Annotated in this window: 20 protein-coding genes and 1 pseudogene; 11 read left to right on the top strand and 10 right to left on the bottom strand. The window is 71.0% G+C overall.

Annotated features, from left to right (window positions below; translation table 11 throughout):
• Nucleotides 1–4 precede the first annotated feature (4 nt).
• The 4 genes from ASC56_RS12000 to ASC56_RS11980 form a co-directional block, all read right to left on the bottom strand.
• On the bottom strand, nucleotides 5–1480 hold the full coding sequence (locus tag ASC56_RS12000; protein ID WP_055491506.1) for a bifunctional aminoglycoside phosphotransferase/ATP-binding protein: 1476 nt from the start codon (nucleotides 1478–1480) through the stop codon (nucleotides 5–7).
• A 103-nt stretch (nucleotides 1481–1583) separates the two neighbouring features.
• Entirely contained in the window at nucleotides 1584–2453 is an 870-nt protein-coding gene (locus ASC56_RS11995; RefSeq protein WP_055491304.1) for a universal stress protein, read from the bottom strand.
• 539 nt (nucleotides 2454–2992) lie between these two features.
• Nucleotides 2993–3667 carry a CBS domain-containing protein gene (locus tag ASC56_RS11985; RefSeq protein ID WP_055491302.1) on the bottom strand — a complete coding sequence of 225 codons (675 nt, stop codon included), beginning with the start codon at nucleotides 3665–3667 and terminating at the stop codon, nucleotides 2993–2995.
• Between the two features lie 295 nt (nucleotides 3668–3962).
• Nucleotides 3963–4292 carry a sec-independent translocase gene (locus ASC56_RS11980; protein ID WP_371330056.1) on the bottom strand — a complete coding sequence of 110 codons (330 nt, stop codon included), beginning with the start codon at nucleotides 4290–4292 and terminating at the stop codon, nucleotides 3963–3965.
• A 167-nt stretch (nucleotides 4293–4459) separates the two neighbouring features.
• On the opposite strand from ASC56_RS11980, the gene ASC56_RS11975 reads away from it, so the two are divergent.
• Nucleotides 4460–5035 carry a TerD family protein gene (locus ASC56_RS11975; RefSeq protein WP_055491301.1) on the top strand — a complete coding sequence of 192 codons (576 nt, stop codon included), beginning with the start codon at nucleotides 4460–4462 and terminating at the stop codon, nucleotides 5033–5035.
• A 70-nt stretch (nucleotides 5036–5105) separates the two neighbouring features.
• Here ASC56_RS11975 and ASC56_RS11970 read toward each other — a convergent pair whose 3' ends face one another.
• Together ASC56_RS11970 and ASC56_RS11965 are read right to left on the bottom strand one after the other, a co-directional pair.
• Entirely contained in the window at nucleotides 5106–5765 is a 660-nt protein-coding gene (locus ASC56_RS11970) for a zinc ribbon domain-containing protein (RefSeq protein WP_055491300.1), read from the bottom strand.
• A 94-nt stretch (nucleotides 5766–5859) separates the two neighbouring features.
• Nucleotides 5860–7263: an FtsW/RodA/SpoVE family cell cycle protein gene (locus ASC56_RS11965; protein ID WP_055491299.1), complete on the bottom strand. Its 1404-nt coding sequence runs from the start codon at nucleotides 7261–7263 to the stop codon at nucleotides 5860–5862.
• Between the two features lie 158 nt (nucleotides 7264–7421).
• Between ASC56_RS11965 and ASC56_RS11960 the strand changes: the two genes are divergently transcribed.
• The 6 genes from ASC56_RS11960 (at nucleotide 7422) to ASC56_RS11935 (ending at nucleotide 16565) form a co-directional block, all read left to right on the top strand.
• The gene (locus tag ASC56_RS11960; protein WP_055491298.1) at nucleotides 7422–8258 is read left to right on the top strand and encodes a hypothetical protein; all 837 of its coding nucleotides are present in this window, start codon (nucleotides 7422–7424) and stop codon (nucleotides 8256–8258) included.
• A 300-nt stretch (nucleotides 8259–8558) separates the two neighbouring features.
• Nucleotides 8559–9731, top strand: coding sequence for an ROK family transcriptional regulator (locus ASC56_RS11955; protein WP_055491297.1), 1173 nt, complete (start codon nucleotides 8559–8561; stop codon nucleotides 9729–9731).
• A gap of 407 nt (nucleotides 9732–10138) precedes the next feature.
• Entirely contained in the window at nucleotides 10139–12031 is a 1893-nt protein-coding gene (locus ASC56_RS11950; RefSeq protein WP_055491296.1) for a carbohydrate-binding protein, read from the top strand.
• A 21-nt stretch (nucleotides 12032–12052) separates the two neighbouring features.
• Nucleotides 12053–14422 (top strand): glycoside hydrolase N-terminal domain-containing protein, encoded by a 2370-nt coding sequence (locus tag ASC56_RS11945; RefSeq protein ID WP_055491295.1) that lies wholly within the window; start codon nucleotides 12053–12055, stop codon nucleotides 14420–14422.
• A complete protein-coding gene (locus ASC56_RS11940) occupies nucleotides 14419–15666 on the top strand; it encodes an SGNH/GDSL hydrolase family protein (RefSeq protein ID WP_055491294.1) in 1248 nt (415 codons plus the stop codon). Before ASC56_RS11945 ends, ASC56_RS11940 begins: the two co-directional genes overlap by 4 nt.
• Before the next feature lie 56 nt (nucleotides 15667–15722).
• A complete protein-coding gene (locus tag ASC56_RS11935) occupies nucleotides 15723–16565 on the top strand; it encodes a DUF427 domain-containing protein (protein WP_055491293.1) in 843 nt (280 codons plus the stop codon).
• Here ASC56_RS11935 and ASC56_RS11930 read toward each other — a convergent pair.
• From ASC56_RS11930 to ASC56_RS11920, 3 genes are all read right to left on the bottom strand, one after another.
• Nucleotides 16528–17064 (bottom strand): NUDIX hydrolase family protein, encoded by a 537-nt coding sequence (locus ASC56_RS11930; RefSeq protein WP_055491292.1) that lies wholly within the window; start codon nucleotides 17062–17064, stop codon nucleotides 16528–16530. The two genes, ASC56_RS11935 and ASC56_RS11930, sit on opposite strands and share 38 nt — an antisense overlap.
• Nucleotides 17065–17168: 104 nt before the next feature.
• On the bottom strand, nucleotides 17169–17858 hold the full coding sequence (locus ASC56_RS11925) for a response regulator (RefSeq protein ID WP_055491291.1): 690 nt from the start codon (nucleotides 17856–17858) through the stop codon (nucleotides 17169–17171).
• Nucleotides 17858–19522, bottom strand: coding sequence for a sensor histidine kinase (locus ASC56_RS11920; protein ID WP_305793667.1), 1665 nt, complete (start codon nucleotides 19520–19522; stop codon nucleotides 17858–17860). The genes ASC56_RS11925 and ASC56_RS11920 overlap by 1 nt, the downstream gene beginning before the upstream one ends.
• Nucleotides 19523–19775: 253 nt before the next feature.
• Here ASC56_RS11920 and ASC56_RS11915 point away from each other — a divergent pair, with 253 nt between their 5' ends.
• The 4 genes from ASC56_RS11915 (at nucleotide 19776) to ASC56_RS41165 (ending at nucleotide 22917) form a co-directional block, all read left to right on the top strand.
• Nucleotides 19776–20621, top strand: coding sequence for an ABC transporter ATP-binding protein (locus ASC56_RS11915; protein ID WP_055491290.1), 846 nt, complete (start codon nucleotides 19776–19778; stop codon nucleotides 20619–20621).
• 10 nt (nucleotides 20622–20631) lie between these two features.
• Entirely contained in the window at nucleotides 20632–21525 is an 894-nt protein-coding gene (locus tag ASC56_RS11910; RefSeq protein ID WP_055491289.1) for an ABC transporter permease, read from the top strand.
• 104 nt (nucleotides 21526–21629) lie between these two features.
• Nucleotides 21630–22691 carry an ABC transporter substrate-binding protein gene (locus ASC56_RS11905; protein WP_055491288.1) on the top strand — a complete coding sequence of 354 codons (1062 nt, stop codon included), beginning with the start codon at nucleotides 21630–21632 and terminating at the stop codon, nucleotides 22689–22691.
• A 76-nt stretch (nucleotides 22692–22767) separates the two neighbouring features.
• Nucleotides 22768–22917 carry a hypothetical protein gene (locus ASC56_RS41165; protein WP_199835970.1) on the top strand — a complete coding sequence of 50 codons (150 nt, stop codon included), beginning with the start codon at nucleotides 22768–22770 and terminating at the stop codon, nucleotides 22915–22917.
• A gap of 123 nt (nucleotides 22918–23040) precedes the next feature.
• Here the strand turns inward: ASC56_RS41165 and ASC56_RS37885 are convergent.
• A pseudogene (locus tag ASC56_RS37885) lies at nucleotides 23041–23235 on the bottom strand (winged helix-turn-helix domain-containing protein); the annotation flags it as partial.
• Nucleotides 23236–23344 lie beyond the last annotated feature (109 nt).

Here is a 23344-nt window from a genome sequence, read left to right as displayed (position 1 = left end):
CTCCTCAGTCCGGCTCCATGTAGGGGCGGCGGAAGACAGGGGCCTGGCCGATGCTCCACGGACGTACGGCTGCCAGTGCCTGGACGACCGAGGATTCCAGGGCGCCACCGGTGTCGATCGTGACGGCCTCCGTCCACGGTGGCTCTCTGGCCGCCATGGCAGTGGCCACCTCGAGGTCGGCGTCCGACGCGCCGGGCGCTCGGGTGTGCAGACGGGCCGCCGCTACGTCGGCGGGCACCTGGCAGTGCAGAGCCGCCAGGTCGGCGCTGGTGCGTTCGGCCATGCGCACGGCGGCCTCACGCTGTGCCGCATCGGACCAGGTGGCGTCCAGGACGACGGACTCGCCGCAGGACAGGAGGGCGGCTGCGCGGTCGAGCAGGGCCTCGTAGGTCCTGGCGGTCCACTCGGCCGTGTACAGGCCCTCGCCGTAGCCGGCCGCCGCGGGCTGCTCCGCCGGGATGCCCGCCAGTTCCTTGCGGAGGCGGTCGCTGCTGAGCAGCGTGACGCCCAGGCGGTCGGCCAGTGCCCCGGAGAGGGTCGACTTCCCGCTGCCGGGAAGCCCGCCCACGAGTGTCAAACCGACGGCGGAGGCGCGTAGGTGGCGCAGTGCCGTCGTGACCAGCCGACGTGATGCCGCCTCCGCGCCGGGCGCGCCCTGTCGTCCTTGGATCAGGGAGACCTTGGCGCGGACGAACGCGCGGTAGGCGACGTAGTGGTGGCACAGGGAGGGCGGCGCCGGATCGCCGGAGTACTCGCCGTACTGGGTGAGGAAGAACGCCCCGGCCTCCGGTGCTCCGAGCTGTTCCAGGTCCATGGCGAGGAACGCCGCGTCGTCGAGGCCGTCGACGTAGCGAAGGTGGTCGTCGAACTCCAGGCAGTCCAGGATGCGGGGCCCGTCGTCCAGGCAGAAGACATCCTCGGCGAGCAGGTCACCGTGGCCGTCCACCATCCGCCCCTGCTCGATGCGGGTGCCGAACAACTGCTTGCGTCCGGCCAGATAGCGGCGCACCAGCCGCTCGATCTCCTCCATCCCCTCGGGCACCGATCCGTCGTCGGCCAATGCGCGGACCTGCGTGAAGCTGGCCTCCCACCGCGAGGACAGCGCGTCCCGCGAGCCCTGTTCGTTGACCTCTTGGCTGCGGTGAGCGCCTGCGTGGCACGCGGCGAGCTGCCGGGCCACGGCCCGCAGGACGTCGTCGATCGCGGTGCCTTCCCGTACCAGCAGGGACAGGCGCCGGTCCGCCGGCATGCGACGCATCACCACGAGCGGTTCGGACGTCTCCGTGTCCGGGCTGCGGACCTCGCCCAGGCCAAGGTAGACGTCGGGCGAGAAGCGGCGGTTGAGAGCGACTTCCCGCTCACACGCAGCCCGGCGAGCCGCCGCGGTGGAGTAGTCCAGGAAGCCCAGGTCGACCGGTTTCTTGACCTTGTAGGCGCGGTCACCGACGAAGAACACGATCGCGGTGTGGGTCTCGCGCACTTCCGCGCGCGGTAGCGCCGGAGGGTCGACCCCAGTGCCCGGCCGGAGCACCGACGCGTCCAAGTGATGCAGCGACATGCTCGGCTCCCGGTGGTGGCCCGGCTCAGTCATGGGGTACGACGGCGACGGGGCAGCGCGCGTGATGGAGGGCGGCCTGGGCCACGGGGCCCAGACGTGGCGCGAGGCCGACATGGTGCCGGCGTCTGCCGACAGCCAGCAGTCCGGCGCCCTCGGCTGCCCGTACGACAGCCTTGGCCGGGCTCTCTAGAGCGATGCTGTCGGCGACCTGGACGCGCGGAAACTTCTCGCGCCAGGGGTGGAGCGCCTGGCGCAGCTGCTTCTGCGCGTCCTGCGCCGTCTCTTCGGTGAGGTCGTCGTCGACGCCCCAGGGCACGGGCACATGGACCGGCACGCTGCGGCCGTGGACGGCCCGAAGGTCCACGTCCCTCGCTGCGGCGGTGGCGAAGGCGAACTCGAGCAAGTCGTCGCACGGGCCGTGCAGTTTCAGCGCCACCACGACGCGGCCCGTGGGGGTGGGCGGAGTGCTCTCTTCGCGAGTATCGGCACGGACCAGCACCACCGGCCGCTCGGCCCGTGCCACGACGGGCATGCTGATGTCTCCCAGGAAGTAGCTCGCGACGGGCTCCAGCCCGCGTGAACCGAGCACGGTCATCTCGGACTCCGACGCCGCTTCGAGCAGTGCGTGCTGGGCGTCGTCGGCGACCAGGCTCTCGACGACGGTGAGGTTCGGGTGGCGTGCCCGGAGCATCGCCCGCGCGTCGTGCACCAGCCGCTTCGCCCAGTAGTTCTGATCGTCCTCGCAGGGAAGGCGGGTGGGTTCCGGCGCCAGAAGCGGCCACGCGTGCAGCAGGCGCAGCGTGAGGCGACGCCGCTCGGCCTCGTCGGCGGCCCAGCGGGCAGCGGCGAGACTGTCGGGCGAGCCGTCGAGGCCCACCGTGACGACCGGGTCCATGTCGACTGCCTCCGTCTCGTGGCAAGCCGGGTGACGGTGAGCGATTCCGCCGGTCCGGACAGCGCCGACACGCTGAGTACGACTCTCCCTCATTCGAGGAGTACCGCATACGTCCCCGCGCCGCATGCGGACCCGGCCTCAGAGCCGGTCGTGGCGCCCAGAGGCTCGCGAACCGCGCACCGTGTCAGTCCCCTCTCCGCCGCACCCGGCGACGTGCCGGTGCCCGGGTGGCCCGGCCTATGTGCGGTCACCCACTGCGATCAGGGCCCGTTCACCTGCTCCGAGTCCGCTCGCCCCTTGCGGAACGGGCAGCACACCGGCACCCACCCGGACTCGACGAGTGCCGGTAGGGATTCGCCGCCGATCCTGCCGATCTGCCACTGCGGCCCGGCGGATCCGTGCTGCTTTCGTACCTCATGCGACTGCCACCCGGCGGCCGAGAGCGCCAGCCGGCCGGGGCCGGCGTCTTGAGACGCACCCGCCACGGCCACCGACTCGGAACGGATCGCGTCTGCGCCGTATGAGTGCACGGAGGTCTCCTACGCGCCGCTGCAAGACGGCCGGGCGTCGTCCGTTCGGTACGCGATTCGCCCGGACACCGAGACCACGCCGTCGACACCCCGGCACAGCTGCTCCACGATCGGAACCAGGCTTTTGAAGCCGACGGATCCGCCGAGGGTGACCTGCCCCTCGCGCACGTCGACCGTCACATCTGAGGCGGCAGGGCCCAGCGCACGCTCCAGCACGTCCCGCGTGATCTCGTCACGGACGGAGTCGTCACGACGCAGAAAGATCCGCAACAGGTCCCCGCGGCTGACGATGCCCACCAGCCGGTCCGCCTCGTCCACCACGGGTAGCCGCTTCACCTTCTGCACCTCCATCAGGCGGGCCGCCTCGACCACGTTCCACTCCGGACGCGCGCACACCGCGGGAGCTGACATCAGTTCCTCGGCCCTGGCGCCCTCGGCCTTGGCCCGCTCCCACGCCTCCAGATGCGGAACGGGTGTCCGGCCGTACGGGTCGGCCTGGTCGGCGGACTTGCGAAGCAGGTCGGCCTCCGACACGACGCCCATGGGGCGGTCCAGGTCGTCCACCACGGGCACGGCGGTGACATCGTTCTCCGCCAGCAGCTTCACGATCTCCTTGAACGACATGTCGCGCCGAGCCCGGACGACCTCGCGGGTCATGAGCTCCCCGACGGTTCGGTGATGCATGTCCGGGCTCCCTTCCGGTCATGTTGGCCACTCGTGGCCACGAGTCCACCGTGTCAGGAACCCGTCGTCCACGGATGAGCCACCAGGCCCGTTTACGGGGCCACTGGTCCCGAGGGCCGCACCGAGGCGGCGGGTTCCGGGGCTGCCGCTCGGTCTCGCCGTCACGGCCGTGGTGGCGTACTGCAATGCGAACGTGAAGACTGAGATCAGGGCGGGAACATCCTCCGTCGTCGTCGGACGGTCACGACCGGCGGCCGTATGTCTCCGGCTCCGCTCATGGCCCGGCGGACAGGTCCTAGTGCGTTCCGCCGTCCGTCTCCCGTACGGCGTCGGTGAGCTCCGTCAGTTCCTTGCGTGGGTCGAGGGCGCTGCGGATCTCGGCCAGGCCGAGGCCGTCGTCCTCCAGGACGTGCTTGCGGACGAATGTCTTCGGGTGCAGGTCCTGGAGCTCGAAGTCCTCGAACCCCGGTCCCAGTTCGGAGCGGATCTCCTGCTCGGCGTCGGCGGAGATCTCCCTGACCTTGCGCAGGAACCCGGCCACGTTCTGGATGATCTCGGGCAGCTTGTCGGGGCCGAAGAGGAGGACGGCCAGGATCGCCAGCGTGACGAGCTTCAGAGGGCTCATATCGACGAACATCCGACACCCCTTGCCTCCGCCGCTGCCGGCCCGCCCGGCGCGGGTGCCCACGGCACACACACTTTAGCTATTGCGCAAACAATGGAACCATTCGGGGGGCGTCGGCGTTGAGACCCAGTGAACGTACGTACAGCCCGCAATCGGGAGGATGAGCCGTGGGAGTGTCCCTGTCCAAGGGTGGCAACGTGTCGCTGAGCAAGGAGGCGCCGGGACTGAGCGCAGTGCTGGTGGGGCTGGGGTGGGACGTGCGGACCACCACCGGTGCCGACTACGACCTGGATGCCTCCGCGCTGCTTCTCAACGCCTCGGGCAAAGTCGTCTCCGACCAGCACTTCGTCTTCTACAACAACCTCAAGAGCCCGGACGGTTCGGTGGAGCACACCGGTGACAACCTCGTCGGCGGGAGCGAGGGCGACGACGAGACCATCAAGGTGAATCTCGGCGCCGTACCCGTCGAGGTGGACAAGATCGTCTTCCCGGTGTCCATCCACGACGCGGACGCGCGCGGACAGAGCTTCGGTCAGGTGCGCAACGCGTTCATCCGGGTGGTGAACCAGGCGAACAACCAGGAGATCGCGCGCTACGACCTGTCCGAGGACGCCTCCTCGGAGACCGCGATGGTCTTCGGCGAGCTGTACCGCCACGGAAGCGAGTGGAAGTTCCGCGCGGTCGGCCAGGGCTACGCCTCCGGGCTGCGCGGCATCGCCACCGACTTCGGCGTCAACGTCTGACCGCTCCCGCAGTCACCCGCCGCTCGCCTGCCCATCCATCCCCGCGAGCGAGCGGCGGGCCCGGGCCCCGTCAGCGATGCGTACCGCAGGCCGGGCAGAAGGCCGCACCGTCCGGCAGGTCCTGACGGCAGGCGGAGCAGCTCGTCGTCTGCGCGAGGCGGTGTCCACAGGACGGGCAGAACGCCCCGCCCCGGGTTTCGGCACGGCAGTGGGGGCAGACCAACTGGCGCGGGGCCGTGACGTCGTAGCTCCCTCCCCGTTGCCCGCCCTCGTCGTAGGCCCGCCGCGTCACCATGTCGTTCAGTCCCCTCTGCCTGGCCGCCTCTGCCTCCGCCGCGGTGTCCGGCGAGCAGGTCAGGCACAGGCCCTGCCCCGGGTTCCAGCAGCGGGCGCAGACGTAGGCCGTGCAGCGGGGGCAGCGGTTGAAGTGGCCCTGCGCGTTGGCGATGGCGCGGGTGAACGCGGCGTCCCGCTGCGTACCGAAACTGGCCCCCGCCAGACCGTCGGCCGCGTCGGACACGCTGCGGCCGGCGCCACCCACCAACGACCAGGCGGCGCTGACGCCTCGCGACAGCCAGCCGGCCATCTGACCCGCCCTGAACGGCTCGAACGGCGAGCGCCAGGTGTCGGAACAGCGCGAGCAGGAGAACTCGAACTGAAAGCCCGCCCCGGTGCCGTGCTGCTCGCACAGGTCGCGATAGTTGCTGCTGAAGTAGATCTCGGTGCTCATGGTGTGCGTCCCCCCGGGGTGAGCCGTGACTGTGGTTCTGTCCGGGGGACGCCTGCGCCCGCCCCCGGGTTCCCGTGCCGGACAGGTGCGTCGATCACGGTCGTACGATCTGGGTCTCCGCGGCGCTCACCTGGGTGGCCGGAGCGGGCAGGGGCCGGCGCGCGGTGTCGCTGACCTTGATCAGGACGGCGACCATGAGCCAGTTGGCGACCATGGCCGAGCCGCCCTGGGCCAGGAACGGCAGGGCCTTGCCGGTGAGCGGGATCAGGCCGGTGACACCGCCTGCGACGACGAACACCTGGAGCACCAGGGAGGTGGCCAGCCCGGCCGCCAGGAGCTTGCCGAACGGGTCGCTGACGGTGATCGCGGTCCGCAGGCCGCGTTCGGCGAGCAGGGAGTAGAGCAGGAGCACGGCCGTGACGCCGGCCAGGCCGAGCTCCTCGCCGACCGTGGTGAGGATGAAGTCGCTGCGCCCGGCGAAGCCGATGAGCTCCGGATGGCCCTGGCCGAGGCCCGTACCGAGCATGCCGCCCGAGCCGAAGCTGAACAGGGCCTGGGCGGCCTGGTCCGAGACCAGTCCGGCCGGGCGCTGGGCGGGCGGCAGATAGATGTCCATGGGGTGCAGCCAGGCCACCACACGGCCGTGCACATGCGGTTCCAGGGAACCGATGACGAACGCGCCGACGGCGAACATGCCCACGCCGAACGCGACCCAGCTGGTCCGCTCGGTGGCGACGTACAGCATGATCACGAACACACCGAAGAAGATCAGCGACGTGCCCAGGTCCCGTTCGAGGACGAGCACCAGCAGGCTGAGGATCCACACCGCGGCGATCGGGCCGAGTTGCCGCCCGCGAGGCAGGTACATGCTCAAGAACCGCCGCCCCGCAAGCGCCAGGGCGTCCTTGCGGACCGTCAGGTACCCGGCGAAGAACACCACGATGACGATCTTCACGAACTCACCGGGCTGGAACTCCAGCGGCCCCAGGAAGATCCATCGCTTGGCGCCGTAGACGTCACCGGGGTAGAAGGCCGGTGCCATCAGCAGCACCAGGCCCACGGTGATCGTCAGATACGGGTATCGCTGGAGCCTGCGATGGTCCTTGAGCAGCACCATCACCGCGCTGAAGCCCACCACCGCGATGGCGCACCACAGCAGCTGGCCCGAGGCCGCCGCGGCCGAGCGGTAGTGCGACCGGTAGGCGAGGTCGAGGCGGTGGATGAGCACGAGGCCGAGGCCGCTGAGCAGTGTGGCCAGGGGCAGGATCAGCGGATCGGCATGGCGGGCGAACCGGCGCACCGCCACATGGCACAGCAGCGGCAGCGCGGCCGCCCCCGCCAGCTGAAGCGGCAGGCCGGGCGGCAGCTTCCCGGTCGTGGCCAGGCCCGTCTCGATGTAGGCGTACCCGCCGATGACCACGGCGCCCAGCACCAGAGCCAGCTCCACGGTGCGGTCGGACCCTGCGTGCCGCGCATCCCCGCCGCGTCGACCGCCCATGCGGCTCCCTCCGGTCATGTCCCCCTCCGACTCGGGTCCGCGACGCGGGACCTCGACGGGAAGGTTATACGCTTGCGCAACGACGCAACTGTAATCGAGGGGAGGGCGAGGCCGAGGTGGCGGAACGGAGGCGGCGGCGCCGCGGGATATGGCCGGCGGTGATCGGGCTCGGGCTGGTCCTGGCGCTCATAGGCTACCTGGCCGTCCGCTGCACCAGGCCGGCGCAGACCGAGGGGTGCGCGGTGAACGGCTCGGACGGGTCGGACCTCACGCTCGATCTGGACCAGGCGTCCCATGCCACGACCATCGCGGCAGTGGCCCACGCGCGCGGACTCCCGGAACGGGCCGTGACGATCGCCCTGGCGACCGCGATCCAGGAGTCCAAGCTGAGGAACATCGACTACGGCGACCGGGACTCGCTCGGACTGTTCCAGCAGCGCCCCTCCCAGGGTTGGGGCACCCCCGCCCAGGTGCGCGACCCCGTCCACGCGTCCGGCAAGTTCTTCGACGCCCTGGTCAGGGTGCCCGACTACCTCAGCCTCCCGGTGACGGTTGCGGCGCAGAAGGTCCAGCACAGCGGCTACCCAACGGCGTACGCCCAGCACGAGAGCACGGCCGCCGCGCTCGCCGCCGCCCTGTCTGGACGCGAGGGCCCCGCCCTGACCTGCACGGTGATCAAGATCGCGGCGGCCGACTCCGCAGCGCAGAGTGGGTCGGCGATGACGGAGGCGGTCCGGCGTGAGTTCGGGCCGGACCTCGTCAGCGATCCGGCGTCCACGGCCGTCGGCATCGCCTACCCGGTGAGCGACACGAGGACGGGATGGGCCCTGGCGCAGTGGATGGTCTCCCACGCCACCACGCTGCACGTCGCCTCCGTGGCCTTCGACAACCGCCTGTGGAGCAGCGTCACTTCGGACCGCGGCTGGACGCACGCCAACGGCGCGTCCGGGGCGTCGTCCGCCGTCGACGTCACGCTCGCCCGCGCCACGGGGTGACGCCGCCACGTCCAACGCCGTCGGAAGGCCGGACCGCCGGTGCGGGACCGGGCTGCCCGCGATCAGCCGTGGGCCGCCAGGGACCGCGGACATGCCGAGGTGCCGCGTCATCACCTTGCGTACGGCCTCCTCGTTCCCCTCCGGCAGGGCGTCGAGGACTCTGCCTCGACGTGGCTAACACCTCGGCGCCATCACGCAGATGAGCCGGACACGAAGGGCACAGACACCCGACAGGACATCCTCAGACGACTCCTGTTTCTTTTATTGACAGCGGAAAAGAACTTCCCTAGGTTCCGGGGCATGCGTTCGCCCCCTCGCGCGGAGGCGTTCCCGGCCCATACGCCGGCCGCCTCCCAGGTCTTCATCACCGTGCTCTCCCACGGTCCCCTCACCCGCTCGGACATCGGCGGGCGGGCCGGGCTGTCGGCGGCCGCGGTCACCAAGGCGGTGCGGCCCCTGATGGAGGCCGGCTACCTGGTCGAGGACGAGGACGCACGCCCGTCGCTGGGAAGGCCCGCCAACCCCGTGCGGGTCGACGGCGGACGGGCACTGTTCATCGGCGTCAAGATCACCGGCGACGAGATCATCGCCGTGCTCACCGACCTGTGCTGCCGGATCCGCCAGGCCCGGCACCTGCCGTTGACCGCCCGTCAGCCCGGAGCGGTCCTGGCCCGGGCCGCGGAACTGGTGCACGAACTGCTGACGGAGGCCGACGGGTTCGGCGTCCCGGTGCACGGTCTGGGCGTGGCTGTGTCCGGCGATGTGGACCGTGCGGCCGGTGTGGTGCGCTACTCGCCCTTCCTGGAGTGGCGCGACGTCCGGCTCTCCGAGCTCATGGAGATGACGACCGGCTTGCCGGTCACCGTCGACAACGACGTGCGGGCACTGACCGTCGCCGAGCAGTGGTTCGGCGCGGGCGTGGGCCTGTCCGACTTCGCCCTGGTGACCGTGGGCGCCGGTGTGGGCTGCGGTCTGGTCGTGCACGGGCGGGTCGTGTCCGGTGCCCACGGGGTGGCCGGCGAGATCGGGCACATGGTCATCGACCCGGCCGGCCCACCCTGCCACTGCGGCAATCGCGGCTGCGTCGAGGCCATCGCCGCGGACCGCGCCATCGTCGCGGCGGTACGCGAGGCGACCGGCGTGCCCGTGGCCGACGCCACCGAGGCCGTCGCCCTGGCCCACCGCGGTGACCGGGGCGCACGTGAGGTGTACACGAGGGCGGGGGAGGCCATCGGCCGGGCCATCGGCACGGTCGCCAATCTGTTCGGCCCCGAACGCGTGATCATCTCTGGCGAAGGCCTGGCGGCGTACGACCTGTTCGCCGAGCAGATCCGCGACGCGTTCGCCGCGTCGGCCTTCGGGACGGCCGCGCGGTGCGACCTCCAGACCCGCCCGCTGCCCTTCGACGAATGGGCGCGCGGGGCCGCGGCCACCGCCATCCAGTCCTTCATCAGAGCACAGACGCGCCACTGACACCTACGGGTCCACCGTCCCAGGAGGAGCGATGACGCTGCGGAGCCGCAGTCCCTCGTCCACCCGTGAGCCCCGCCACCGAAAGCCCGCCTGACCGGCATCCCACAAGCCCGCCCGACCGGCATCCCATCGGACGATCAGCCGCCGCACGGGTCCTCGCCGCGGCCCCACTCGTCGACGAGGACCCGTGCGGTCCCCTTCCGAGCCGGTCGTCCTGCCGCCGCGCCGCCCGGCAGCGGCGGTGCCGGCCACCCCCGAGCCGAGCCGGCCCGATCCGGCCGGACCCACCACGACCGCTGCCTGCCGCCCGCCATGACCGGACGGCGACAAGCGCGCCCTCACCTTCCTGCCGGCCCACCCGGGCCGAGTCCTGAGCCGCTCCCCCCAACCCACAGGAGGCACGACCCATGCGGTCATCCCCCTACTTCGTGCTGCCCGCCCGCACCCTGAGAGCCGCGCTCGTCGTGGCCGTCAGCGCATGCCTGGCGACGGCCGTCCCGGCGGCCCACGCGGGGCCCGCCCAGGCCGTTCGCACGGCCCGGGCGAGCGCGACGTCGGCCGAGACCACGGCTGCCGTCGGCGCCCCGGCGGACCCGGCGGACCCGGCGGACCCGGCGGCCCCGGCCGTCGCGGCCAAGCCCTACATGGGCTGGTCGAGTTGGAGCATGCAGTCGTCGAGGTACCCGGGCCTCAACCCCGACGGCGACTACAGCTACCTCACCGAGGCCAACGTCCTCACCCAGACCGACGCCCTCGCCGCCAAGCTCAAGAGGTACGGCTACGAGTACGTCAACATCGACGCCGGCTGGTGGCGCGACAAGACGTGGAAGCCCGGGTTCGACGGGTACGCCCGCCAGCAGGCCGACCCGGTCCGCTTCCCGCACGGGATGGAGGCGGTCGCCGATCGCATCCACGCGAAGGGCCTCAAGGCCGGCATCTACCTCCCCGTCGGCCTGGAGAAGGAGGCGTACGGCGGGGGCACGGTCCCCATCAAGGACGCCCCCGGCTGCACCACCGCCGACATCGTCCACGGTGACCTGCGCACCACCAACGGCTGGGACAGCGCCTACAAGCTCGACCTCTCCCGCCCCTGCGCGCAGAAGTACATCGACTCCCAGGCCCGGATGCTCGCCGACTGGGGCTACGACTTCCTCAAGCTCGACGGTGTCGGACCCGGCTCCGGCAAGAGCGGCGACCAGTACGACAACGTCGCCGACGTCGCCGCCTGGCAGAAGGCCATCGCCGCCACCGGCCGGCCGATCCACCTCGAGATCTCCTGGTCGCTCGACGTCGGCCACGCGGCCGACTGGAAGAAGTACTCCAACGGCTGGCGCATCGACACCGATGTGGAGTGCTACTGCAACACCCTGGTGAGCTGGGAGAACTCGGTCAACGACCGCTGGGACGACGCCCCCGCCTGGAGCCGTCACTCCGGTCCCGGTGGCTGGAGCGACCTCGACTCCCTCGACGTCGGCAACGGCGCCATGGACGGCCTCACCAAGGCCGAGCGGCAGAGCTACGCCACGCTGTGGGCGATCGCCAAGTCCCCGCTCTACACCGGCGACGACCTCACCCGCCTCGAGTCCTACGGCCTCTCCCTGCTGACCAACCGCGAGGTCATCGCCGTCGACCAGGGCGCCACTGCGCCCGCTCGGCCCATCACCCCGGCCGACGCCCAGCAGGTGTGGGCGGCCAGGAACCGCGACGGCAGTTACACCGTCGCCCTGTTCAACCTCGCCGACGCGCCCGCGGCCGTCACCGCCCACTGGGCGGCCCTCGGCTTCACCGGCCCGGCCGCCGTCCGGGACCTGTGGAACCACGAGAGCCTCGGCACGTACCGGAACAAGGTGACCGAGGCCCTCCCCGCCCATGGCTCCCGCCTGTTCACGGTCACCCCGCGCGGCAGGGCGCTCACCACCACCGCCTACGAGGCCGAGTCCCCGGCGAACACGCTGAGCGGCAACGCCTCCGTCGCCGACTGCTCCGCCTGCTCCGGCGCCCACAAGGTCGGCAACCTCTACCTCGGCGGCAAGCTCCGCTTCAACGACATCGTCGTCGACAAGGCCGGCACCTATCTGGTGAAGGTCGCCTACGTCAGCGGTGACGCCCGCTCGGCCGCCGTCTCCACCGACGGCAACGCCGCGACCACCTACAGGTTCCCGTCGACCGGGGACTGGGGAACCGTCGAGACGGTCAGCGTGCCCCTCACGCTCAAGGCGGGCGCCAACACGATCACCTTCGACAGCGGTTCGGGCTACGCCCCGGACATCGACCGGATCGACGTACCGAAGTCGTCCTGACCGACCTCACGGGAGCCCGCCATGCACACCGAACCGTCCGAGCCGCTGTCCAGACGCAGCCTGCTCGCGCTCGCCGGCGCGACCGGAGCACTCGCGTCGCTGCCCGCCTTCACCGCCTCCGCTGAGCCTCGGCGCACCGCCAACTCACCTGGGAACCACAGCAGTTCACGTCACCAGCTGTGGTGGCAGGCCCCCGCCGACGAACACTCGATGATCCGGCAGGGCCTGCCCGTCGGCAACGGCCGGCTCGGTGCCCTCGCGAGCAACGACCCGGGCCATGAACTCCTTCTCGTCACCGATGCCACGATGTGGACCGGCGGCCTCAACGACACCCTCGACGCCGACGGCCAGTTCCCCTACGACCGCGAGCGCTTCGGCTCCTTCACCCTGCTCGCCCGCCTCACCGTCGACATCCCCGACCACGACCTGTCCGCCGTCTCGCGCTACCGCCGCACCCTCGACCTCGCCCAGGGCGTGGTCACGACGTCGTACGTCCGCTCCGGAGTGACATACACGCGGCGGATCTTCGCCAGCCGCCCCGACGACGTCATCGTCCTGCACCTCGGCCAGAACGGAGGCGGGCACCACACCGGGACCGTCACCCTGGAGGGAACCCGCGGCGAAACCACGGGTGCCGCAAGCTCGTTCGGCGCCGCCTTCCCCAACGGCCGGCGCTACGGGGCCGCGGTCACGGCGTACGGCAGCGGCGGCCGAGTGAGCGTGCGCGGCGGGCGGATCTCCTTCTCCGGCTGCACGGACCTCACGGTGGTGCTGAGCGGCGGTACCAACTACGCACCGAACGCGGCCACCCACTACCGCGACCCGTCCCTCGACCCCGAGCGTCTGGCCCGCGCCAAGGTCCGCGCCGCGGCCGCCCACCCGGCCGACACGCTGCTGCGCACCCATGTGGCGGACCACCGTTCGCTGTTCGGGCAACTGGACGTCTCGCTCGGCACGTCGTCCGCCGCGCAACGTTCCCTGGACACCTGGGAGAGGATCCGGGCCCGCGCCTCGGACGGCGACCCGGATCCGGAACTCGAGGCGGCCTACCTGCAGTTCGGCCGCTACCTGATGATCTCCGGATCGCGCGGGAGCCTTCCGCTGGGCCTCCAGGGACTGTGGCTGGACGGCAACGACCCGGACTGGATGGGCGACTACCACACCGACATCAACATCCAGATGAACTACTGGATGGCCGACCGGGCGGGCCTGTCGCAGTGCTTCGACGCCCTCACCGACTACTGCCTGGCCCAGCTCCCGTCCTGGACCGAGCTCACCCGCGCCCACTTCAACGACCCGCGCAACCGCTACCGCAACTCCACCGGCAGGATCGCCGGCTGGACCGTCGCCATCTCGGCAAACCCCCACGGTGGACTGGGCTGGTGGTGGCATCCGGCGGGCAACGCCTGGCTGTGCAACACCCTGTGGGAGCACTACGAGTACACGCGCTCCCGCTCCCATCTGGAGAGGATCTACCCGCTCCTCGAGGGCGCCTGCGCGTTCTGGGAGGCGCGGCTGATCACCCACACGCTCCCCGACAGCGGTCGCGAGGTCCTGATCGCCGACAGCGACTGGTCGCCGGAGCAGGGGCCGCTCGACGCGAAGGGCATAACCTACGCCCAGGAGCTGGTGTGGGCGCTGTTCGCGAACTACCGTACGGCGGCGGCCGAGTTGCGCAAGGACCGCGACCACGCGGACACCGTCGCCGGTCTCCAGGAGCGCCTCTACCTGCCCCGTGTGAGCCCGCGGACGGGCTGGCTGGAGGAGTGGATGTCGCCCGACAACCTCGGCGAGACCACCCACCGGCATCTGTCCCCGCTCGTCGGGCTCTTCCCCGGCGACCGCATCCGTCCCGACGGCTCCACCCCCGCCGACCTCGTGGACGGCGCCACCGCCCTGCTCACCGCCCGCGGTATGAACAGCTTCGGCTGGGCCAACGCCTGGCGCGGCCTGTGCTGGGCCCGCCTGAAGAACGCCGAGAAGGCGTACCAGCTGGTCGTGAACAACCTCCGCCCGTCCACGGGCGGCAGCAACGGCACCGCCCCCAACCTCTTCGACATCTACGAGGTGGAGAAGAGCCGCGGCATCTTCCAGATCGACGCCAACCTCGGTACACCGGCGGCGATGATCGAGATGCTGTTGTACTCGCGCCCGGGCCACCTGGAGCTGCTCCCCGCGCTCCCGGCCGCCTGGGCGGCATCCGGATCGATCACCGGCGCCGGCGCACGGGGCGGATTCGTCGTCGATCTGCGGTGGCGGGACGGCAAGCCGACCGAGGCCTCGATCCACAGCGTCGGGGGCAGGACCACGACAGTGGCGTACGGGGGCAGGTCCCGGACGGTGACCCTCGAGCCCGGTCGGTCCGTCACGCTGAAGGACTTCGTCCGATGAGGGCCCGACTCGCAGGCGTGCGCCGTCTGCCGGCCCTCCTGCTGATCGCGGCGGCCCTGCAGGCCGCGCCCGCCGCGGCGCGGACATCCGCGGCCCGGCACGACGTGATCACCTGGGGAGCGAGCGCGGACCGCATGGCAGACGCCGTCGCCGACCGGAGCTACCGGCTGGTCGTGCACACCAGCGTGGCCGGGGACCAGGCGCGCATCCGGCTGTCCAACGCCTTCGGCGACCGGCCCCTGACCTTCGACAGCGTCTACGCGGGCATCCGGAAGAGCGGCGCCGACCTGGTCCGCGGCAGCAACCGGCGGCTGACGTTCGGCGGCGCGCGCTCGGTGACCGTGCCCCCGGGCGCCACGGATTACAGCGACCCGCTGCCCGGCAGGCTGCCCGCCGCCACCGACCTGGTGATCAGCCTGCACACCCCGGACGCGGCGGGTCCCGCGACCGGGCACTGGATGGCGATGCGGACGTCGTACGCGGCCCGGGGCGACCACACCGCGGAGGAGGCCGGGACCAACTGGACGGAGCCGACCGGTTCCTGGTTCTACCTCGACGCCGTCTCCGTACGGACGGACGCCGCGACCGGCGCCGTCGTCGCGCTCGGCGACTCCATCACGGACGGCTGGGCGTCGACGAGCGACACCGACCGCCGCTGGCCCGACTACCTCGCCCGCCGGCTGCGGAAGGCGCACACGGCCCTCAAGGGCGTGGCCGACGAGGGGATCTCCGGCAACAAGGTCCTGGCGGACGGTGCGGGGCAGAGCGCTCTGAACCGGCTCCAGCGGGACGTCCTCGCGCACCCGGGCGTCCGCACGGTCTTCCTCTTCGAGGGCGTCAACGACATCAAGGCCCACAGCGGTGTCACGGCGAAGGACCTGATCGCCGGCTACCGGCAGATCGTCGACCGGGCGCACGCGGCCGGGAAGTGCGTCGTCGGGGCCACCGTCGCGCCCTTCAAGGGCTGGCCCGAGTGGGACCCGGCCGCCGAGAGCGTACGCCAGGAGGTCAACACGTTCATCAGGGACAGCGGGGAGTTCGACGCGGTCACCGACTTCGACCGCATCCTCCGCAGCCCCTACGACCACGAACGCATCCTGCCGTTCTTCGACGGCGGCGACCATCTGCACCCCAACGACAAGGGCATGCAGGCGATGGCGGACGCGGTCGACCTCAGGCGCCTCGAATGCGCGGTTAGGCTGGGATCCGACGCGACGCCGACGCAGACGACGAAGGCAGGCTGAACGGTCGGCACCAGCACACAGGTGCCGGCATCACCACACAGGTGAAGGAGAGCTTCATGACGGCGTTCCCCACCGGGCTCCCCACCGCACACTCCGTCCGGACCACCCCCGAGGGCCTCCAGTGGGAGCCCAGCGAGCGCTGGGTGCGCGGCCGCAAGGGCGACGTCACCGTCGTCGACAGCCGGCACCCCGTCCTCGTCTGGGAGCCTGGAGCGCCCGTACCGCTGTACGCGTTCCCGCGCGAGGAGGTGCGGGCGGATCTGCTGCGCCCGGCGAAGGCGCCGCCGACGGGCGCGCACACCGGGTCGCGGATCTTCTACGACCTCGAAGTCGACGGCGAACTGCTGGAGAACGCGGCGTGGACCTACTCCGCGGGCGACCTGGCCGGCCACCTCGCCTTCGCGTGGTTCCAGCGCAGCGGCACGGGCCTCGACCACTGGTACGAGGAGGAGGAAGAGATCTTCGTCCACCCCCGCGACCCGCACAAGCGGGTGGACGCCCTGCCGAGCAGCCGCCATGTGCGGGTCGAGATCGACGGGACGGTGGTCGCGGACACCCGCCGGCCGGTGCTGCTCTTCGAGACCGGCCTGCCAGTGCGCTACTACGTCCCGCGCGAGGACGTCCTCCTCGACCGGTTCGCTCCCACCGACCACCGCACCGGCTGCCCGTACAAGGGCACGGCCCGGTACTGGTCGTACCGGGGGGACGCCGACGTCCCGCCGAACATCGCGTGGAGCTATCCGGACCCGCTGCCCGCGGTCGCCGCCATCCGGGAACACGTCGCCTTCTACAACGAGGCGGTCGACATCACGGTGGACGACGCACGCGCGCAGCGGCCGGTGACTCCGTTCAGCGCGTCGCTCAGGACAGACAGCCGACGTGGGCGAGGGCCTGCTTGAGCAGGGCGCCCTGGCCGCCCGGCATCTCGTTCAGCACCACGGGCGAGGACGCCTCCTGCGGGCTGAACCACTCCAGGTCGAGAGCGTCCTGGCGGGGGCGGCAGTCGCCGGCCACGGGGACGATGTAGGCGAGGGACACCGCGTGCTGGCGGGGATCGTGGAACGGTGTGATGCCCAGCGTCGGGAAGTACTCGGCGATGGTGAAGGGTTGCAGTGAGGGCGGGACGCGGGGCAGCGCCACCGGTCCGAGGTCCTTCTCCAGATGGCGCAGAAGGGCGTCCCGGACCCGTTCGTGGTGCAGGACCCGCCCCGAGACGAGGGTGCGGCTGACGGTCCCGTCGGGACCGATCCGCAGCAGCAGCCCGATGCTGGTCACTTCACCGCTGTCGTCGACGCGCACGGGCACGGCTTCCACGTACAGGATCGGCAGGCGGGCGCGCGCGGACTCGAGCTCGTCGGAAGTCAGCCAGCCGGGCGTGGTTTCGGTCGTGTCAGGCATTGCCCGATCGTACGGTCAACGCCCCGCGCCGTGCGCGTGTCCCTCCAGGTCAGACGCAAGTCACACGACACCCCGTCCGCGAGCCCGGTCGGGCACCGGGCGGATCAGGAGACGATGCGATAGCGGTGTTCCGGACGACCGGTGGCCCCGTAACGGAGTTCGAGCCGGACCATTCCCTCCTTGACCAGGTAGGACAGATAGCGCTGGGCCGTGGCGCGGGAGACCCCGGTGAGCTCGGCCGCTTCGGCCGCCGACACGGCACCCCGGGCCGCGCGCAGCGCCTGGTGGACCAGCGTGAGGGTGGGCGCGGAGTGGCCCTTGGCCGGCACCCGGGGAACGGCGGGCGGCCGGGTGGCGCTGAACAGGGCGTCCACGTCGGCCTGATCGGTCTCGGCGGCCGGGCCCAGCGCGTGCACACGGTGCTGGAGCTCGCGGTAGGCGGTGAGCCGCTCGGCGAGGTCGGGGGAGCCGAACGGCTTGACCAGGTAGCCCACGGCGCCGAGCTTCATGGCGGTGCGAACCGACTCGATGTCCCGGTCCGCCGTGATCATGAGGGCGTCGGGCCGGGCCCCGCCCTCGGCCCCGGTGAGCCGGCGCAGCACGTCGAGCCCGCTGCCGTCCGGCAGGAAGATGTCGAGCAGCAGCAGGTCCGGGTGCAGGGTGCGCACCGCGTCGAGTGCGTCGGTCACGCTCGCCGCCTCGCCGACCACCTCGAAGCCCTCCACCCGGCTCACGTACTCGCTGTGGATGTGGCTCACCCGGAAGTCGTCGTCCACCACCAGGGTGCGGATCATCAGCGCTCGCCTCCCACCGGCAACGCCGTCGTGAACAGTGCGCCCTGGGGCGCCGGTGCCGTGTCCGGCAGCGGCAGGACCACCGTGAAGACCGCGCCCGGGCCTTCGCTGACCGTGATCGTGCCGCCGTGCCGCTGCACCAGCCGGTGCACGAGGGCGAGGCCCAGGCCGCGCCGGGCGGTGTCCCGTTCGGGCCGGGTCGACCAGCCGTCCTCGAAGATCGACTCGGCGGTTCCGGGCGGGATCCCCGGCCCGGTGTCCGCCACCCGCACCATCACCTGGTCGGGGTCCTCGGTGACCGTCAGCCGCACCTCGCGGCCGCCCGCCGGGCGCGGCCCGTCGCCCGCCGCGTCGACCGCGTTGTCCAGCAGGTTGCCGACGATGGTCAGCAGCCGCCGCAGATGCGGAGGGTCCTGACCGAGCGCGGAGTCGTCGCCGAGCACGATCCGCACCCCGCGTTCGGCGGCGACCGTGGTCTTCGCCACGATCAGCCCGACCATCAGCGAGTTCCCGATCCGCTTGCGCACCGACTCGGTCAGCGCCTGCCCGGCACCGGCCGACCCGACGGCGAACTCGTACGCGTCGTCGTACTCCCCGATGTCCAGCAGCCCGGCCAGGGTGTGCATCCGGTTGGTGAACTCGTGCTGCTGGGCTCGCAGCGCGTCGGTCAGCCCCCGGACGGAGTCCAGCTCGCGCAGCAGCCCGATCAGCTCGGTGCGGTCCCGGACGGTGACCACCGCGCCCAGTTCGCGGCCCCGCAGGGTCACCGGCATACGGTTGACGACCAGGCAGTGCTCGTCGGTCAGGACGCTGACGTCGGTGCCGGTCAGGGTGCCGTCCAGCGCGCGGCGCAGCCGGCCGTCGGGCAGGACCTCCTCAAGCGTGCTCCCGAGTGCCGTGCCGAGGCCGAGCAGCCGCCGCGCCTCGTCGTTCACCACGGTGATCCTGCCCTGGGGGTCGAAGGCGACCACACCCTCGCGGATGCCGTGCAGCATCGCCTCGCGGTCCTGCAGCAGTCCGGCGATCTCCTCCAGTTCGAGTCCGAACGTCGTCCGCTTCAGCCGCCGGGCCAGCAGGTACGCGGCCGCCGAACCGAGCGCGGTGGCGATCGCGGCGTACACGCCGAAGGTGGGCAGCTCACGCCACAGTTCGACGAGTGCGTTCCGCTCGGGGATGCCTGCCGACACCTCGCCCACGAGCGCGCCCGTGGGCCCGTACAAGGGTGCCTTCCCGTTGGCGGAGCGCCCGGTGGCGCCCTGGTCGATGCCCACGTGCGGGAGGCCGTCCAAGGCCGCGACCGGTTCGTCCACCGGTTGGCCGATCAGATCCGGCTGGGGGTGGGAGTGGCGGACGCCGTGCAGGTCGATCACGACCACGTACGAGGCTCCGGACGCCCGGCGGATCCGTTCGGCGATGGTCTGCACCGCGTCGCCGCCGGTGCCGTACTCCATGGCCTGCTGGATCTGCGGCTCGGCGGCCGTGGTCTGTGCGATGGCCAGCGCCCGCTGTTCGTAGGCGTGATCGAGCGCGGCTCGTTGCGCGAACGCGAAGAGCACGAATCCGATCACGCCGGTGAGCGTGAGGATGAACAACTGGTTGGCCAGGATCCGCGTGGAGAGTCTCCTCCTGCCACTGCGGCGGGTCCGGATACGGATGGGCTTCACCGGTGCCTCTTCGCCCTGTCGTGCGTTGTGCCAGGTCCAGCCCCTGCGCCAGGCCCTTGTGGCCGAGATTGTGCCTCACGGCCGACCTTCTGCCCACCCCCCGCGTGCTTGAGCAGAACGCGCAGAACCGGATTCAACGTGGGAAAGCCGCGCAACTTTCGGAAGTCTCGTCGCGCCGCGGACGGAGCTCTACGTTCTCGTCACCCGCCGGAAACACCGGCGCAACGCAACCTTCCGAAGGCGGTGCGATGCAGTGAACGAAGCAGCGACGAGTTCGGTTCCGGCGATCGAGCTGCGCCACTCGACCAAGCGGTTCCGCACCCCCTCGGGCGGCGTGTACACCGCTCTGCGCGACCTCGACATGACCGTGGCCCCTGGCGAGTTCTGCGCGGTGGTCGGCCCCACCGGGTGCGGCAAGTCCACCACGCTCTCGCTGATCTCCGGCCTCGAACCGGCCAGCGCGGGCGAGACCCTGATCCACGGCGAACCGGTCACCGGGATCGACCCGAGGGTCGGCTTCATGTTCCAGACCGACGCGGTCTTCCCCTGGAAGTCGGTGCTGGACAACGTGGCGGCCGGCCCGCAGTTCCGCGGCACTCCGAAGAAGGAGGCGATCGCGAAGGCCCGTGACTGGCTGCGCAGGGTCGGTCTGTCCGGCTTCGAGGACCGGCTGCCGCACCAGCTGTCCGGCGGTATGCGCAAGCGCGTGGCGCTCGCCCAGACGCTGATCAACGAGCCCGAGATCCTGCTGATGGACGAGCCGTTCTCCGCGCTCGACGTCCAGACCCGGCAGATCGTCCAGGACGAACTGCTGTCGCTGTGGGAACTGACCCGCCCCGCGGTCGTCTTCGTCACCCACGACCTGGAGGAGGCCATCGCGCTGGCCGACAAGGTGGTGGTCCTCACCGTCGGACCCGGCACGGTCAAGGACACCTTCCACGTCGACCTGCCGCGTCCGCGCACGGTCCAGGAGATCCGCTTCGATCCGCACTTCATCGAGATCTACGAGCAGATCTGGGACACGCTGCGCGACGAGGTCACCCTCGCGTACGCCCGCACGGCCGGCGCCACGGCCGCCCCCGCCACCACCTCGGCCTAGGAGACCCGTGATGACCGAGATCCTCTCCGGCGCCGCGACCAAGACCGCTGCGGCCGCCCCCTCCGATGTCGACGAGGCCGGCCTGATCCGTGCCGCCAAGGCCCGCACGCGCCGCCGTCAGCTGCTGATCCTGGTCGCCCAGATCGTGCTGGTCGTGATCGTCCTGGGCGGCTGGCAGCTCGGCGCCTCCAGCGGAGCCCTGGACAAGTTCACCTACGGCTCCCCCGACGGGGTCGTGCAACAGCTCAAGACCTGGTTCTCGGATGGCACTTCGCTCGGCTCCATCTGGCACAACATCGGCGTCACGATGCAGGAGACCGTGCTCGGCTTCCTGATCGGCACCGTCGCCGGTGTCGTGCTGGGCATCGCCCTGGGCCGGATCCGCGCCCTGGCCGACGTGATGGCCCCGTTCATCAAGGCGGCCAACTCCATCCCCCGCATCGTGCTCGGCTCGATGTTCATCATCTGGTTCGGCCTCGGCCCGTCCGGCAAGGTCGCGCTCGCCGTCGTGCTGGTCTTCTTCTCGGTCTTCTTCAACGCCTTCCAGGGCACCCGTGAGGTGGACCGCAACCTGATCGCCAACGCCCGCATCCTCGGCGCCTCCGAGTGGCGGGTGACCTCCCAGGTCGTCCTTCCGTCGGCGATGACCTGGATCGTGGCCTCCCTGCACGCCGCCTTCGGCTTCGCGCTGATCGGTGCCATCGTCGGCGAGATGCTCGGCGCCCAGGCCGGCCTCGGCCAGCTGATCGCGCAGGCCCAGGGCAACTTCAACGCCGACGGCGTCTACTCCGGAACCCTGATCATCGCGGTGCTCGCGCTGATCGCCGAGTTCCTGGTGACGCGCTTCGAGAAGCGGGTGCTGCGCTGGCGGCCCACCCAGCTGTCCGCGGACGGCGGCCTGTAGACCCGGCGCCCCCGCACACCTGCCCCCCAACGCCTCCCCCCGCACCCCTTTCAGTCGTCACCCCTCACGCCCGCCCCGCCCGACCGTAGTGAAGGAGACCAGCAATGAAGCCGGTCACGAAGTCCCTGCTGCCCATGGCCACCTGTGCGGCCCTCGCGCTCACGCTCTCCGCCTGTGGAGGCGGCGGCAACAGCGGTTCCAGCTCCCAGGCCGGCGCCAAGGGCTCCGGAGGAACGGCGACCGTGAGAATCATGGTCGGTGGTCTCAACAAGCAGATCTACCTGCCGGTGATGCTCGCCCAGAGCCTGGGCTACTACAAGGCCCAGGGGATCGATGTGAAGCTCTCCGACGAGCCCGCCGGTGTCGACGCCGAGACCGCCATGCTGGCCGGTCAGGTGGACGCGGTCGTCGGCTTCTACGACCACAACATCGACCTGCAGTCCAAGGGCAAGTCGACCGAGTCCGTGGTCCAGCTGCTCCAGGCGCCCGGCGAGGTCGAGATGGTCCGCACGGACGAGGCGGACAGCATCAAGAGCCCGGCCGACTTCAGTGGCAAGCACCTGGGCGTCACGGGCCTTGGCTCCTCCACCAACTTCCTCACCCAGTACCTGGAGGCCAAGAACGGCGTCAAGCCCGGCGCCGCCACCTCCGTCGCCGTCGGAGCCGGTTCCACCTTCGTGGCGGCAATGCAGAACAAGCAGATCGACGCCGGCATGACCACCGAGCCGACCATCTCCCTGCTGCAGCAGAAGAACCTGGCCAAGCCGCTGATCGACATGCGCACGGCGGCCGGTGCCAAGGCGGCGCTCGGCGGGACGTACCCGGCCTCCTGCCTCTACCTGACCACCGAGTACGTCCAGAAGAACCCGGACGTGGTGCAGAAGCTGGCCAACGTCTACGTCGAGACGCTGAAGTGGATCCAGTCCCACACCGCCGCCCAGATCGCCGACAAGATGCCGGCCGACTACTACGCCGGTGTCGGCAAGGACGTGTACACCAAGGCGCTCCAGAACGAGAAGGGCATGTACTCGCCCACCGGTCTGATGCCTTCCGACGGCCCCGACACCGTCCTGAAGGTCCTCTCCGCCTTCGACCCGACGGTCAAGGGCCACACCATCGACCTGTCCAAGACGTTCACGAACGACTTCGTGAACAAGGCCAAGTGATGCCGTGACGGCATCCGTCCTCCGATGAGCAGCCGGGCGCGTCCGCACGCGCCCGGCTGACCGTTGCCCAACTGCCGTGTGCGCGGCGCTCGGCAACATCGACGACGACATCGAACTCGCCCAGACCGTCGAGCTGACCTCCGCGCCGGAGGAAGCCCGGTCCGATCTCGATGCCGCGCGGGCGACCAACCGAGACCTGACCAGAGCCCTGAACCAACGCTGCTGAATTACACAGGGGCGTCGGAATCGCGGCCTGCCCTGTCGCCGAAGCCTGAGGGGCGCGCGGACCCCGCGGTCGTGGGCCCGCGAGGATCACAGCTCGGTTAGCGCTGGGCCATGGCCCGGTAGGTCAGGCCTCCGGCCTCCTGGCGCAGCTTTCGCAATGCGAACGCGACTCCAACAGGAGCCGCGGCGTGCCGACATGACGGCGCAGCACATTGACCGCGCTCCGCGGCGGGTTGTGGCCCCACAGAGCCTCCACGATCTCGGCCACGGGGACCGCTTCACCGGCCCGCGCCAACAGCAGCGCCAGCAGAGCCCTCTCCTGCGGGCTCCCGAGGGTGAGCTCCTTACCCTCCCGCCATACCCGAAGCTGTCAGGCCAGGAATTGACTGTACGTCAACCGCTCCGTGACTCGGCGTTCTCGGCGTCAC

The organism is Streptomyces sp. TP-A0356 (assembly GCF_001417775.1).
Taxonomy (GTDB): Bacteria; Actinomycetota; Actinomycetes; order Streptomycetales; family Streptomycetaceae; genus Streptomyces.
This window is presented reverse-complemented; position numbering and strand designations above follow the sequence as displayed.